General features: G+C 66.4%; 15 protein-coding genes. 11 read left to right on the top strand and 4 right to left on the bottom strand.

Features of this window, described 5'->3' with window-relative positions; all coding sequences use genetic code 11:
• Positions 1–116 precede the first annotated feature (116 nt).
• Positions 117–880 (top strand): IS5 family transposase gene (locus M9917_RS12085; RefSeq protein WP_297254854.1). Its coding sequence is split into 2 segments (ribosomal slippage): positions 117–426 and positions 426–880, totalling 765 coding nucleotides; the frame shifts between segments, so codons are not numbered across the junction.
• A gap of 29 nt (positions 881–909) precedes the next feature.
• Here M9917_RS12085 and M9917_RS12080 read toward each other — a convergent pair.
• Entirely contained in the window at positions 910–1,824 is a 915-nt protein-coding gene (locus M9917_RS12080) for a LysR substrate-binding domain-containing protein (protein WP_297253976.1), read from the bottom strand.
• A gap of 119 nt (positions 1,825–1,943) precedes the next feature.
• Here M9917_RS12080 and M9917_RS12075 point away from each other — a divergent pair, with 119 nt between their 5' ends.
• Genes M9917_RS12075 through M9917_RS12030 form a run of 10 tightly spaced genes read left to right on the top strand, consistent with a single transcriptional unit; the run spans position 1,944 to position 11,322 of the window.
• Positions 1,944–2,978 (top strand): ABC transporter substrate-binding protein, encoded by a 1,035-nt coding sequence (locus tag M9917_RS12075; RefSeq protein ID WP_297253974.1) that lies wholly within the window; start codon positions 1,944–1,946, stop codon positions 2,976–2,978.
• 27 nt (positions 2,979–3,005) lie between these two features.
• Entirely contained in the window at positions 3,006–4,049 is a 1,044-nt protein-coding gene (locus M9917_RS12070) for an ABC transporter ATP-binding protein (protein WP_297253972.1), read from the top strand.
• Positions 4,046–4,912 (top strand): ABC transporter permease, encoded by an 867-nt coding sequence (locus M9917_RS12065; protein ID WP_297253969.1) that lies wholly within the window; start codon positions 4,046–4,048, stop codon positions 4,910–4,912. Before M9917_RS12070 ends, M9917_RS12065 begins: the two co-directional genes overlap by 4 nt.
• Positions 4,909–5,709 carry an ABC transporter permease gene (locus M9917_RS12060; RefSeq protein WP_297253967.1) on the top strand — a complete coding sequence of 267 codons (801 nt, stop codon included), beginning with the start codon at positions 4,909–4,911 and terminating at the stop codon, positions 5,707–5,709. The genes M9917_RS12065 and M9917_RS12060 overlap by 4 nt, the downstream gene beginning before the upstream one ends.
• 3 nt (positions 5,710–5,712) lie before the next feature.
• Complete coding sequence (locus M9917_RS12055) at positions 5,713–6,846, top strand: NAD(P)/FAD-dependent oxidoreductase (protein ID WP_297253965.1); 1,134 nt, start codon at positions 5,713–5,715, stop codon at positions 6,844–6,846.
• Positions 6,827–7,150 carry a (2Fe-2S)-binding protein gene (locus M9917_RS12050; protein ID WP_465246353.1) on the top strand — a complete coding sequence of 108 codons (324 nt, stop codon included), beginning with the start codon at positions 6,827–6,829 and terminating at the stop codon, positions 7,148–7,150. Before M9917_RS12055 ends, M9917_RS12050 begins: the two co-directional genes overlap by 20 nt.
• Positions 7,150–8,610, top strand: a complete 1,461-nt coding sequence (locus M9917_RS12045; protein WP_297253963.1) for an FAD-dependent oxidoreductase — start codon at positions 7,150–7,152, stop codon at positions 8,608–8,610. The genes M9917_RS12050 and M9917_RS12045 overlap by 1 nt, the downstream gene beginning before the upstream one ends.
• The gene (locus tag M9917_RS12040) at positions 8,607–9,737 is read left to right on the top strand and encodes an NAD(P)/FAD-dependent oxidoreductase (protein ID WP_297253961.1); all 1,131 of its coding nucleotides are present in this window, start codon (positions 8,607–8,609) and stop codon (positions 9,735–9,737) included. Before M9917_RS12045 ends, M9917_RS12040 begins: the two co-directional genes overlap by 4 nt.
• A 24-nt stretch (positions 9,738–9,761) precedes the next feature.
• The gene (locus M9917_RS12035) at positions 9,762–10,109 is read left to right on the top strand and encodes a Rid family hydrolase (protein WP_297253959.1); all 348 of its coding nucleotides are present in this window, start codon (positions 9,762–9,764) and stop codon (positions 10,107–10,109) included.
• Positions 10,093–11,322, top strand: a complete 1,230-nt coding sequence (locus tag M9917_RS12030) for an HlyD family type I secretion periplasmic adaptor subunit (RefSeq protein ID WP_297254851.1) — start codon at positions 10,093–10,095, stop codon at positions 11,320–11,322. Before M9917_RS12035 ends, M9917_RS12030 begins: the two co-directional genes overlap by 17 nt.
• Positions 11,323–11,426: 104 nt before the next feature.
• Here M9917_RS12030 and M9917_RS12025 read toward each other — a convergent pair whose 3' ends face one another.
• From M9917_RS12025 to M9917_RS12015, 3 genes are read right to left on the bottom strand one after another with little or no spacing between them, the layout of a single operon-like run.
• A complete protein-coding gene (locus M9917_RS12025) occupies positions 11,427–12,983 on the bottom strand; it encodes a recombinase family protein (protein WP_297253956.1) in 1,557 nt (518 codons plus the stop codon).
• Complete coding sequence (locus M9917_RS12020; RefSeq protein WP_297253954.1) at positions 12,980–13,537, bottom strand: DUF2924 domain-containing protein; 558 nt, start codon at positions 13,535–13,537, stop codon at positions 12,980–12,982. The genes M9917_RS12025 and M9917_RS12020 overlap by 4 nt, the downstream gene beginning before the upstream one ends.
• Positions 13,537–14,058 carry a DUF3489 domain-containing protein gene (locus M9917_RS12015; RefSeq protein ID WP_297253952.1) on the bottom strand — a complete coding sequence of 174 codons (522 nt, stop codon included), beginning with the start codon at positions 14,056–14,058 and terminating at the stop codon, positions 13,537–13,539. The genes M9917_RS12020 and M9917_RS12015 overlap by 1 nt, the downstream gene beginning before the upstream one ends.
• Positions 14,059–14,155 lie beyond the last annotated feature (97 nt).

The raw sequence follows: 14,155 nt of genomic DNA, 5'->3' as shown, positions 1-14,155 counted from the left end.
GCACGCTCCTCTCGCTGCTTCGGCAGCCGGATCGGCACCATAGCGCCGCCGGTGGGCAGGGGCGTCCACATCATCAAAGCTGGTCTTTGGGGAGAGCAGCGGTGCTTCGCGGGCTGATGACGGACGAGGAATGGGCGTTCTTCGCGCCTTTTCTGCTTGAGAGCGGCGCACAGGGCGGCCGCCCTCCCAGCGATCATCGCAGGGTGCTCGACGCGGTCCTTTGGGTCACGCGCACCGGCTCGCCCTGGCGCGATCTGCCCGACGAACTGGGCAAGTGGAATTCGGTCCACCGACAATATCGCCGCTGGACCGAGGCGGGCGTCTGGGACGTGATGTTGAGCGCCTTGGCCGAAAGCGAAGCCTCTGACAACACAATGCAGATGATCGATTCCACCATCGTCCGGGCGCACCAGCACGCTGCCGGAGGAAGGGGGGGATTCAGAGAAACGGTATTGGCCGTTCGCGCGGTGGGCTCACGACCAAAGTTCATACCAGAGCGAATGCGGAGGGTCTTGCGGTCGGCTTCCGCCTGACGCCCGGCCAGGCCTCGGACATGACAGCCTATGGCGACCTCATGGACGAGGACGCACCCGATCCCGTCGCCATGCTCGCCGACAAAGGCTATGACAGCGACGCCATTCGGGACGACCTTGAAGGCCGCGGCATCGAGCCTGTCATCCCGACCAAAACGAACCGTAGGGTCCAGCGCCCCGTCTGCCGGAAGACCTACGCCCACCGCAACCGCATCGAGCGCTTCTTCAACAAGATCAAGCACTCACGCCGCGTTGCGACGCGCTACGACAAGCTCGCGTCCAGCTTCCTCGGCTTCGTCCAACTTGCGACGATCCGCATCTGGATCAGGTTCGTCCACACGACCTAGTTCGAATAAGTACCTTCCTTTCACGACAATCAGATTGAAGGCGCGGATGTGTCGTCTGCTCGCTGTGCGACGGCCGCACGCACTTCATTGGCAAAGTCGAGTGCGAGGGCGGATCGGAACCGGTCGCTCGCCCAGACGACGCCGATCTCGTAGAGGACGGCGGGCCGGAACGGCCGCACGACGACGCCGCGGCCGCTGAACTCGAAAGCGGTGAACGGGTCGACGATCGACACCCCGGCGCCGGCGGCGACGAGACCGCAGGCGATCATCGAGAGCGGCGTCTCCACGCGCGTGTGCCGCGAGATGCCGGCTGTCGCGAAGATCGCATCGATGCGATAGCGCATCGGCGTGGTCTGCTCGAGCGAAACGAAGGGCTCGCCTATGAAATCCTCCGGCTCCAGCACGGATTTTTCCGCCAAGCGATGGCCTTCCGGCAGGACCGCGGCCCCTGCTACGGGCGCCAGCATGTCGACCTCGATATTGGGGAAGTCGAGCGGACCTTGCGCGAAGCCGACATCGCAGAAGCCGCTCGCGACCCACTCCACCACCTGCGAGGAGATGCTGCCGTAGATGGCGGTCTCCAGCCCCGGCCTGTCCAGCATGAACCGGCCGAGGATACGCGGCAGAAAGCCGACATTGAAGGTCGGTAGCGCGGCGATCCTCAGCCGGCCGGACTGTCCCTCCCGCAGGTTTTTCGCAGCCCTTTCGATGCGCTCCAGCCCGACGAACTGCCGTTCGACCTCGCGATAAAGCGACAGGGCCTCATTGGTCGGCACGAGCCGCGTGCCGCGCTTGGCGAAAAGCTTCAGGCCGAGAGCATATTGCAGGTCGTGGATCAGGCGCGTCACCGCCGGCTGGCTGATGTGCAGCGCATGGGCCGCAGCGGTCACGCCGCCAGTCACGATCACGGTGCGAAAAGCCTCGATCTGACGTGGATTCAGCATCGTCCCGGTCTCCGCCAGAATCATAATATTTCGGTATGGATTGCGCGAATCATTCGATTTGACCAGTTCGAAACTTGCCCCGACCTTGGCGCATCATTCGAAAACGAGGAGGGGAAGCCATGAAACCAGCCATCACATTTATGCTCGCCGCCAGCACTGCGCTCGCTGGTTCCGCTGCATTCGCGCAGCAGAAGACGCTTTATGTCGCCGGCTATGGCGGCTCCTACGAGCAGACCATGCGCAAGGAGGTCATCCCGGCCTTCGAGAAGCAGGCGAACGTCAAGATCGAATATGTTGCCGGAAATTCGACCGACACGCTTGCCAAGCTGCAGGCGCAGAAGGGCAATCAGCAGATCGACGTGATCATCGTCGACGACGGCCCGGCTTATCAGGCTGTCTCGCTCGGCTTCTGCGGCACGCTCACCGATGCACCGATCTATGCCGATGTCGCGCCGGTGATGAAGTTCAAGTCGAACAAGGCCGTCGGCCTCGGCATGGTTGCGACCGGGCTGTTCTACAACAAGAAGGCCTTCGACGAGAACAAATGGCCGGCTCCGACCTCATGGGCCGATCTCAAGGATCCGAAATACCGCAAGAAGCTGGTGATCCCGCCGATCAACAACACCTATGGCCTGCACGCGCTGATTGCCTTCGCTCAACTCGGCGGCGGCGGGGAAAGCAAGATCGAGCCCGGTTTCAAGACGATCAAGGACGAGATCAACACGAACGTCCTGGCCTATGAGCCGTCGCCGGCGAAGATGACCGAGCTCTTCCAGAACGGCCAGGCGGTGATCGGCGTCTGGGGTTCGGGCCGCGTCAAGGCCTTCGCCGATACCGGTTTTCCCGCCGAGTTCGTCTATCCGAAGGAGGGCGGCTATGCGCTCGGCATCGCCGGCTGCCCGGTCGAAGGCTCGAAGAATGCCGCAGAGGCCAACGCGTTCCTGCAATACATGCTGACGCCGCCGGTGCAGGTGATCATGGCGGTGGGCGGCGGCTCCGGCCCGGCCAACACCAAGGTCACCCTGACGCCGGAGCAGCAGAAGGGCCTGCCCTATGGCGAGCAGGTCAAGGCGCTGAAGGCGGTCGACTGGGACGTCGCCAACGACAAGCGCGAGGAATGGACGCGGCGCTGGAACCGCGAGATCGAGCGCTGAGCGCCTCGGTCGATCGGATCAGACCCCATGTCGCATCTCGTCCTCGAAGGGCTGGGCAAGTCCTATGGCGCCGTCACGGCGGTGGAGGCGCTCGAACTCGCCGTGGAGCGTGGCGAGTTCGTCTCCCTGCTCGGCCCCTCCGGCTGTGGCAAGACCACGACGCTGCAGATGATCGCCGGTTTCGTGCCGGTCGATCGCGGGCGCATCCTGCTCGACGGTAGCGATCTCGCCGCCGTCGCACCCAACAGGCGCGGCCTCGGCATCGTCTTCCAGAGCTACGCGCTGTTCCCGCACATGACGGTGGCGGAGAACATCGCCTTCGGCCTCGAGATGCGCGGCGTCGCGCGGGCCGAGCGCGAGAAGCGCACGCTGGAGGCCATGGCGCTCGTCGGGCTGAAAGGCTTCGCCGACCGCTATCCGCGCCGCATGTCGGGCGGCCAGCAGCAGCGCGTCGCGCTGGCACGGGCGCTGGTCATCAAGCCGGCACTGCTGCTGCTCGACGAGCCGCTCTCCAATCTCGACGCCAAGCTGCGCGAGGAGATGCAGGGCGAGCTGCGCCAGATCCAGCGCACGATCGGCACGACGACCATCCTCGTGACGCACGACCAGCATGAGGCGATGGCCCTGTCCGACCGCATCGTGCTGATGAACCAGGGGCGGGTCGAGCAGATCGGTGCGCCGGATACTGTCTATGGGAACCCTCGCAGCGCCTTCGTCGCCAACTTCCTCGGCAAGACCAATATGTTGAAGGGCAGGGGCGACGGGTCCGGTCAGGTCACGATCGACCAGTTCACCGTCGCGATCGAGGGCGCTGGCATCGGTCCGGTGACGCTGGCCGTGAGGCCGGAGCGCCTCGTGGTCGCGCCAGCCGCCAGCGCGGGTTTCGGTGGACGCGTCACCGCCCGTGTCTTCCAGGGCTCGTACTGGCTGCTCAACATCGAGAGCACGGCGGGGCCGCTGATCGTGATGCGCGGCAATGACGGCACGGCGGTGCCGGTCGAGGGGGAGGCGGTGAGCCTGTCCTTCGCGCCGGCCGACGCGGCGCTGCTCACGGACGGGGCTTCGTCATGAGCCTCGCCGTCAGCGAACGCAGCGCACCCTATTGGCTGACGGCGCCGGGACTGCTCGTCTTCCTCGGTCTCGTCATCGTCCCGCTCGGCATGACGGCGCTGCTCTCCTTCTACGACTGGGGACAATACAAGGGCATCGTGCCGACGTTCACCCTGAAGAACTGGGTCGAGATCGCGACCGATTCCTATTTCTTCGAAGTCTTCCTGCGCACCTTCCGCATCGCGATCCTGGTAACGCTCGCGACGATCCTGATCGGCGTGCCTGAGGCCTATATCCTGAATCGGATGTCGCCTTCCTGGCGCAGCGTCTGCATGCTCGTGGTCATCGGTCCGCTGCTGGTCTCGGTCGTGGCGCGCACGCTCGGCTGGGCGTTGCTGCTCGGCTCGACCGGCCTCGTCAACCAGGGGCTGATGGCGCTCGGGCTGATCGGTTCACCGCTCGAATTCATGTTCACCGAGACCGGCGTCGTCATCGCGCTGACCCATGTCCTGATCCCGTTCATGATCCTTGCGGTCTGGGCCTCGCTGCAGCGCCTCGATCCGCAGATCGAGAATGCGGCGATGTCGCTCGGCGCCGGCTGGTGGACGATCTGGCGGCGCGTGATCCTGCCGCAGATCGTGCCGGGCATCCTCTCGGGCGCGATCATCGTCTTCGCTCTCGCCGCGAGCGCCTTCGCCTCGCCGGCGATCATCGGCGGGCGCCGGCTCAAGGTCGCGGCGACGCTGGCCTATGACGAGTTCCTCAACACGCTGAACTGGCCGCTCGGCGCCGCAGTGGCGACGCTGCTGCTCATCGCGCTGGTCGCGATCATCGTCGGCTCGAACCGGCTGATCGAGCGCCGCTACGCACAGGTGTTCGAATGAGACGCAACGGCTCCCTCGCCCTCGTCTTCCACCTCCTGTTCGTGGTCTTCATGCTGGCGCCGCTCGCCATCGTCTGCGTCGTCGCCTTCACCCCGGAGGGCTATCTCTCGCTGCCGACACGCGGTCCGAGCCTGCGCTGGTTCAGGGCGATCTTCGACTACCCGGAGTTCCTGCGTGCCTTCTACACCTCGCTCTGGCTCGCGGCGCTGTCCTCGACCGTGGCGATCACCCTCGCAGTGCCGGCGGCACTCGCGATCGCGCGTTACCGCTTCCCCGGCAGGGAGGCCATCACGGCGCTGTTCATGTCGCCGCTGATGGTGCCGCATGTCGTGCTCGGCATCGCTTTCCTGCGCTTCTTCTCGCAGATCGGCCTGTCCGGCACCTTCACCGGCCTGGTGCTGAGCCATGTCATCGTCATCCTGCCCTTCGCGCTGAGGCTCGTGCTCGCCGCCTCCTACGGCATCGACCGCCGGATCGAGCATGCAGCGATCTCGCTCGGCGCCGACAGCATGACCGTGTTCCGGCGGGTGACGCTGCCGCTGATCCTGCCGGGCGTCGTCTCGGGCTGGCTGCTCGCGGCGATCAACTCCTTCGACGAGGTCACGATGACCGTGTTCATCGCCTCGCCGGCCACCACCACGCTTCCCGTGCGGATGTTCCTCTACATCCAGGACAATATCGATCCGCTGATCGCGGCCGTCTCCGCCTGCCTCATCGCGCTGACCGCGGGGCTGCTGTTCGCTCTCGACAGGCTCTACGGGCTCGACCGCCTTTTCGTCGGATCCGGAAAGGGCTGATTCATGACCAGCAATGGCAACCGGAACGAAGGCGACGTCGTCGTCATCGGTGGCGGAGTGGTCGGCGGTGCGATCGCACTCGGCCTTGCCCGCTCCGGTGCGCGGGTCGTCGTGCTCGACGAGGGCGATGTCGCCCTTCGCGCCTCGCGCGGCAATTTCGCGCTGGTCTGGGTGCAGTCCAAGGGGCTCGGCATGCCGGAATACGCCCTCTGGACGCGCCGCTCGGCGCAGGACTGGCACGGTCTGGCGGATGTTCTCCGAGAGGAGGCGGGCATCGATGTCGCCCACAGCCAGCCGGGGGGCTTCGTGCCCTGCCTGTCCGAGGCGGAGATGGAGAAGCGTGTGACGGCGATGCGCCGCCTTCACAATCAGGAGGGTCTGGCCGACTTCCCCTGTGAGGTGCTTGGTCGCGCCGAAACGAAGCGGCGGCTGCCGGATGTCGGCCAGGAGGTCGTCGGTGCGCTCTACAGCCCGCTCGACGGCCATGTGAATTCGCTCAGGCTGTTCCGGGCCCTGCGCGAGGCCAGCGCCCGGCATGATGTCGACTACCGCCCGAACCGGGCGGTCGCGTCGATCGACCACCGGGATGGAGCTTTTCGCGTCCGCGGGCCCTGGGGCGAGATCGCCGCGGCCAAGCTCGTGCTCGCCGCCGGGCTCGGCAATGCCAGGCTGGCGCCGATGGTCGGGCTCGAGGCGCCGGTGAAGCCGAGCAAGGGCCAGATCATCGTCACCGAGAAGACCACATCCTTCCTGCACCATCCGATGGGGACGATCCGCCAGACCGACGAGGGCGGCGTCATGATCGGCGACAGCCAGGAGGATCGCGGTTTCGACACCGTCGTCGGCCAGCCGGTGATCTCGGTCATGGCCGAGCGAGCGGTACGCACCTTTCCGAGGCTCGCCGGCCTCAACGTGGTGCGTACCTGGTCGGCGCTGCGCGTGATGAGTCCGGACGGCTTCCCGATCTACGAGCAGTCGCGGAGCCATCCCGGCGCCTTCCTCGCCACCTGCCATTCCGGCGTGACGCTCGCCGCCAACCATGTCCTGACGCTCGCCCCCGCCATCCTCGCCGGCACATTGCCGGAAGCGGTCGCGAGCTTTTCCGCACGGAGGTTCCATGTTCCGGCCCATGTCTGATGCGGGCAGGAGCCGTAGCGCCGGAAGTGGCGCCCGGCTCAATTTCACCTTCGACGGGCGGCCATTGACCGGCCGCGCGGGTGATACGGTGGCGGCTTCGCTGTTGGCCAACGGCATCGTGGCCTGTCGCGAGACGCCGGTCTCCGATACGCCGCGCGCGCCCTACTGCCTGATGGGCGTCTGCTTCGACTGCCTCGTCGTTATCGACGGCGTCGGCAACCGCCAGGGCTGCCTGGTGCCGCTGCGCGACGGCATGCGCATCGAGACCCAGCACGGGCGTCGCCAGCCAGAGGAATTGCGCTGATGCGGGCCGTGACGGCAATCGATGAACTCGTCGAGCGCTATGATCTCGTCGTGGTCGGCGCCGGTCCGGCCGGGCTTTCCGCCGCCGCGCGAGCCGTGGAACTCGGCATCGACGTGCTGCTCGTCGACGAGAACCCGGCGCCGGGCGGCCAGATCTACCGCGCCATCACCACGACGCCGGTCGATGACCGTGACGTGCTCGGCGCGGACTACTGGCGCGGGGCGGAGATCGTCGCGCGCTTCGAGCGCTCGCAGGCCTGCTACGCCGCCCGCTGCACGCTCTGGTCCCTCGGGCCGGATGAAACGGCTCCGGAGGGCGAAGCCTTCGAGATCGGCCTGTCGCTCGATGGCCGCGCCCGGCTGATCGGCGCGAGGCAGCTCATCCTGGCGACCGGCGCGCAGGAGCGGCCCTTTCCGATCCCCGGCTGGACCTTGCCCGGCGTGATGACGGCGGGCGCGGCGCAGATCGCATTGAAGAGCGCCGCGATCGTTCCGGCCGGACGGACCGTGATCGCCGGTTGCGGACCGCTGCTCTATCTGCTCGCCGGTCAGCTCGCTGCCGCGGGTGCCGAGATCGTCGCGGTTCTGGACACGACGCCGCGCGGGAATTGGCTCAAGGCCGCCGCCCATCTGCCGGATTTCCTGCGCTCGCCCTATCTCGCCAAGGGCCTGAAGCTGCTGGCGAAGGCCCGGCGCTCGCTGCGCTTCGTCGATGGCGTCACCGGGCTCGCTGCCGAGGGTGGAAGTCAGCTGACGGGCATCCGTGTCGAGCGCGGCGGCGCGGCCGAGACCATCGTCTGCGATACGCTGTTGCTGCATCAGGGCGTGATCCCGAGCGTGAACCTGTCCAACGCCGCCGGCTGCGCCCATGATTTCGACGAGGCGCAGCATTGCTGGGTTCCACGCCTCGATACCTGGCTCGGCTCGTCTGTGCCCGGGATTGCCATTGCTGGGGATGGCGCGGGCATCGGCGGAGCCGAAAGCGCGGAGTTGCGCGGCGAGCTTGCGGCGCTCGGCTCGGCCGGACGGCTGGGCCGCATCGACGCCGGCGAATGCGACCGGCAGGCGGGCCCGCTTCGCGCCGAACTGGCGCGCGCCCTGCGCGGCCGTCGCTTCCTCGACCTGCTCTACAGGCCGGCGCCGCAATTTCTCGCCCCGCCGCAGGATGCGACGATCGTCTGCCGCTGCGAGGAAGTCACCGCTGGCCAGGTGCGCGACACTGCAGCACGCCTTGGCGTCACCGGTCCCAACCAGATGAAGGCTTTTCTGCGCTGTGGCATGGGCCCCTGCCAGGGACGCCTGTGCGGGCCGACGGTGGTCGAGCTGATCGCAGAGACGAATGGCACGACACCGGCCGAGGTCGGCTACTATCGCCTGCGCCCACCTGTGAAACCGGTCACGCTCGCCGAGCTCGCGGCCCTGCCGCAGAGCGAAGCTGCGGTGAAGGCGGTGGTTCGGTGAACGCAGCGCCGACCAGCGCCGACGTCATCGTCGTCGGCGGCGGCATCCATGGCTGCTCGACGGCACTGCACTGCACGCTGCGCGGGATGTCGGTCATCCTGCTGGAGAAGGACCATGCCGGCCGGCACGCCTCCGGCGTCAATGCCGGCGGTGTCCGCCAGCTCGCTCGTCACGTCGCCGAGATTCCGCTTTCGAACGTCTCGATGGCGCTCTGGCATCGGATCGCCGATCTGGTGGACGACGATTGCGGCTTCACCTCGGATGGGCAGGTGCTCGTCGCCGAGACCGAGGAGGATCTGGCGAACTGCAAGACCCGTGTCGACGACCTGACGCTGCGCGGCTTCCAGCATGAGGAGCTGATCGACGGCAAGGAGCTGCGCCGGCTTGTGCCAGCCGTGTCCGAGAGCTGCCCCGGCGGCGTGGTCTCCCGCCGCGATGGCGCGGCGATCCCGCTGCGTGCGACGCAGGCTTTCAAGCGCAAGGCGCAGGAGCAGGGCGCTAGCATCCGGGAGGGTGTGCGCGTCGAGGCGGTGTCGCGTCAGGGAGCAGCCTGGCAGGTAAGGACTGATGCCGGCAGTTTCACCGCGCCGCGCCTTGTCAACGCGGCGGGCGCCTGGGCCGACCGCATCGCCGCCGATCTCGGCGAGCCGGTGCCGCTGGAGGTGATCGCGCCGATGCTGATGATCACCGCTCCGATGCCGGCTTTCATCAAGCCGGTGGTGATCATGGTCAGGCGCAAGCTCTCCTTCAAGCAGTTCGGCAACGGCACCGTGCTGATCGGCGGCGGCTATAGCGGCCGGGCGTTGCGCGAGGAGAACCGCACCATCCTCGACTGGCGCAAGCTCGCCACCAATGCCGGGACGGTCTGGGACTTGTTCCCGCTCATGCGCGGCGTTCCGATCGTCAGGGCCTGGGCCGGCATCGAGGCGCGCATGCCGGACGATCTGCCGGTATTCGGGCCGAGCGCGAGGCATGAGGGCCTCTACCACCAGTTCGGCTTCTCGGCCCATGGCTTCCAACTCGGCCCCGGCGCCGGCGCGGTCATGGCCGAGATCATCGCGACCGGCCGTAGCAACGTGCCGATCGACGGGCTCGGCATCACCCGTTTCATGCAACAGGCGCATTAGCCGCCTTCGACCCAGGAGAACATCATGGCCATCAAGCGTTCCATCCGCACGCCGATCCAGAACCGCATCGTCGAGACCGGCAATCTGGTCTTCGTAGGCGGCGTCATCGCCGACGACACGACACAGCCGATGGGTCCGCAGACCCGGAACATCCTCAGCAAGATCGAGGGTTACCTCGGCGAGGTCGGACTCGACCGCAAGGCGATCGTGGCTGCGCAGATCTTCGTCACCGATCTCTCGCAGAAGAAGGAGATGGACGTCGCCTGGACAGGCTTCTTCGGCGACGACATGCCGACGCGCGCTACCGTCGGCGTGGCCGATCTCGGGGGCGGGGCCATGATCGAAGTGGTCGTCACTGCGGCCCGCGCGTAACGTCAGCTTTCCGGCGACGCTGTCCGGCGCGGTCATCGCCAGCGGCCAGTTCGTCGTCGACGGCAATGTCAAGAAGGTCCAGCACTCCACCGGCGGCATCGTCGGCGAGCTCAAGGTTCGCGAGGGCGACAAGGTCGAGCAGGGAGAGGTGCTGATCCGCCTCGACGATACCGTGACCCGCGCCAACCTCCAGGTCGTGGTCAAGCAGCTCGACGAACTCGGCATCCGACGCGGACGGGTGGAGGCCGAGCGCGCCGGCAAGGACGCGGTCAGCTTCGCGGCCGAGCTTACCGCCCGCCGGCACGAGCCGGAGATCGCCGAGCTGATATCGGCCGAGATGAGCCTGTTCGAAGCCAGGCGCGCCGCCCGTGACGGCCAGAAGGCGCAGCTCTCTGCGCGCATCGCGCAGCTTGGCGACGAGATCGTCGGCCTCAAGGCCCAGCAGAAGGCGCGCGATGCTCAAGCCGTGCTGATCGACGAGGAACTGACCGGGATCCGTTGGCTCTACAAGAAGAACCTAGTTGCGCTCAACCGCCGGACGGCGCTTGAGCGCGAGGCTGCCAGTCTCGAGGGCCAGAAGGGCCAGCTCGTCGCCGGCCTGGCTCAAGCCGAGGGCAAGATCGCCGAGACACGCCTGCAGATCATCCAGATCGATGTCGCCTTGCGCGAGGAGGTGATGAAGGAGTTGCGCGAAATCCAGGGCAAGAGCGCCGAGCTGGTCGAGCGCCGCATCGCCGCCGAGGATCAGATGAAGCGCGTCGAGATCCGCAGTCCGAGCTCAGGCTTCGTGCACCAGCTTGCCGTCCATACGGTCGGCGGCGTCATCACTCCGGCGGAACCCGCCATGCTGATCGTGCCGGCCGAAGACTCATTGCAGGTCGAGGCCAGGATCAACCCGCCCGACATTGACCAGATTGCGCTCGGCCAGGAGGCGCGGGTCAAGATCCACGCCTTCAACCAGCGCACCACGCCCGAGCTTGCCGGCAAGGTCACCCGCATCTCGGCCGACACCAGCCGCGACCAGCAGACCGGTGCGACCTTCTATACCATCCGCGTCTCGATGCCGGCCGCCGAATATACCCGCCTCGGTGCCAACCGCGTCAGCGCCGGCATGCAGGCCGAGGTGTTCGTGCGCACCGAGGACCGAACCCCGCTCGAATACATCGTCAAGCCTCTCAAGGACCAGATCGCAAAAGCATTTCGGGAACGGTGAGGCCAAAGTAGCCGGAGAGCCACCGCAATGTCCGGTTCTGGGCGACTATCCAATGTCCGCAGTTGGCGCATTTCGCACGTGCGCGTCTTCATCAGTTCGCAGTGCTACGTCCTGTGGAGATCGGTGTGCCCTCTCGGCCAATCGAGATCGGGCTCGGCAAGCCGCGTCACTGCCTGTCCGCGCGCCAATGTCCCTTCGATCGCTGCCTGAATGATGACCGGGGGCAGGAAGGCGAGAGATAGCGTCATCCTGGCTGAGCGCTCGGAGACCCCCTCCTCTTGGGCAATATTGATGAGCGCTGCCGCTTCGCCGGATACCAGCCGCCACAGCCAGCCACGCGCCTTGACGATGCCACTCAGCAACCGAGCACGCTCAGTCGAACGTATATATTGTGCTCCAGCCTTTTCATGAGGCTCTGCGATCGCCCGGCGCTGGCGGTGGCGCGGCGCGCTCCACGGGATCGAGATAGGCTCGACATCCCCCTCAGTTCTGCGAACATGCAGCTCGATGCCGGCCGTCGACAGGATGACACGGTCGAGCCAGCTGGCGATCAGTTCTTTGTCATCGGCAACATCGTGTCCGTCCCCCAGTGCACCTCTCAGTTCCGCGATGACCTTCGTTTCGATATCGTGCGCCGGCACGCGGGGAACCGAACCGGCATCGCTATGACGGCCCTGCGTCGTTGCATGCGACGCGTAATATCGGTAGCGAACCGGCCCTTTCCGACCGACGACTGGCGTCATTCTGTTGCCTCGGTCGTCGAACAGCTTTCGCAGCAGCAGCGCCTCGGACCGATTGCACGGGCCGCGCTGACCCAGCTGATTTGTCGCCAATCTCGCCTGCACGGCAGCGAACAGCTCGCAGGAGATGATCGCCTGGTGCTCGCCAGGGTGTGCGCTGCCCTTGTGGTTGATCTCGCCGAGATAGACCCGGTTGCGAAGCAGATGGCTGAGCGGTCCGTTCGTGAACGGCGTTCCGCCGATTTCCCGGCCGCTAGATAAGGTGCGGCGCCGGGAAGCGATGCCCTCTGATCGCAACGCGCGTTGAAGCGCGGGCACAGATCCGGCCTCCAGGTACCGCTCGAATATCGAGCGCACCAGCTCCGCCTCCTGCGGCTCGACGACAAGCTTGCGCGCTGCGACGCGATAGCCGAGCGGCACGACACCGCCCATCCAGAGCCCCTTCTTCTTGCTGGCCGCGATCTTGTCGCGAATGCGCTCGCCCGTGACCTCGCGCTCGAATTGCGCAAACGACAGCAGGACATTGAGGGTCAGCCGCCCCATGCTGGTCGTCGTGTTGAACGCCTGCGTCACCGACACGAACGAGACGCCGTGCGCGTCGAACAGCTCGACGAGCTTGGCGAAGTCCGCCAGCGACCTCGTCAGCCGGTCGACCTTGTAGACGACGATGATGTCGAAGCGCCGATCGCGAACATCGGCCAGCAGCCGCTGCAATCCGGGCCGATCGAGCGAGCCGCCCGAGAAGCCGCCATCATCGTAGCGCTCAGGCTGGCAGCGCCAGCCTTCATGTGCCTGGCTCTTGATATAGGCTTCGGCTGCCTCGCGCTGGTTGTCGAGCGAACTGAACTCCTGATCCAAGCCATGATCTGAGGAAACGCGCGTATAGATCGCGCAGCGCAGCGCCCTTAGAGGTGGCTTCATAGCCCGGCCTCCGCGCCGACGGAGCCGCGATCGCCATCGGAAGCCGACGGTACTCGACGAGGGCCTTTGCGGGCTGGGGAGTCTTTGTCGCGCAGCCCGAAGAAGCGCGGGCCATTCCAGTTTGTCCCGGTGATGGCTCGGGCGACTTCGGACAGGCTCTGATAGGTCCTGCCCTGCCAACTGAACCCTGCCTCGATCACCGAGACGCGATGCAATGTTCCGCCGTGTTCGCGCTCGAGTAGCGTTCCTGGTCGCAACCGCCCGCGTCGTGGATCCGGCACCGGTGGAACCGGATTGGGATCTCCCGCCGCCAGTCGCTCGGCGATCCTATCAAGATAGCGCACGCTCTCACGGTCGAGCCCGCCATAGGCGAGCTCCTGGACCTTGTAGGCGAGGATGCGCAGCAGGAGTGAGCGCGTCAGGTGGGCGGGCGCCTCGTTACGCATGAGCTTGCGCCATTGCACGCGAAGCTGATGGAGGTCGCTGCTCGTCAGAGCCGCCAGCTGAGCTGACACGTTGTCCGGCAGCGTGTCGGGAAGGCGCGTCGCAGTCATCAGCGAAGACCGGCGTGATAGGCGGCACGGTTGCCCTCGCCACGGCGCAGCTCGACAACATGGCCGCGCTTGCGCAGCCCGGTCAGCACGGCCCGGATCGTGTGCGGCAGCCACTGCGTCGCCGCGATGATTTCGTCGATCGACGCGCCCTCAGGCCGTTGCAGCAGCTCCAGCACGATTGAGATCTTCGAGCCGGAACGCGGTGCTACCGCCGCGGACGGACTATTCGCTGCGGCCGGCGGCGACTCCGGTTCTGCCGTGCTTACATCTGAGCCCAAACCGATCGCGGCGAGGCCAGCAGCCGAGATCATCAACCCGATCCGCCCCCGCTCGTCGGATTGCTGCCAGATGGGATCGTGCGGGCCGACAGCGCATTCGGTCGCGAGCTGAAGCTCCATCAGCTTGTTGCCAAAGCGATGGAGGGCGGCGCCGCGCAGCCGCTCGGGCGGAACCAACAGGCCATCAGCGTGCTGGGATGCTGCTGAGAGGACCAGCAGCTGGGTATCGTTGAGATGGGTCATGGTGAGGTCTCGTGGCAACGGCACCTGCCGTCACTGCCGCGAGCCCCGACGACGCTGTATCGCCAGAGATCCTGGGCTCGCCCCGAGCCCGCTGTCA

Source organism: Bosea sp. (in: a-proteobacteria) (assembly GCF_023953965.1).
In the GTDB taxonomy this organism is placed as follows: domain Bacteria; phylum Pseudomonadota; class Alphaproteobacteria; order Rhizobiales; family Beijerinckiaceae; genus Allobosea.
This window is presented reverse-complemented; position numbering and strand designations above follow the sequence as displayed.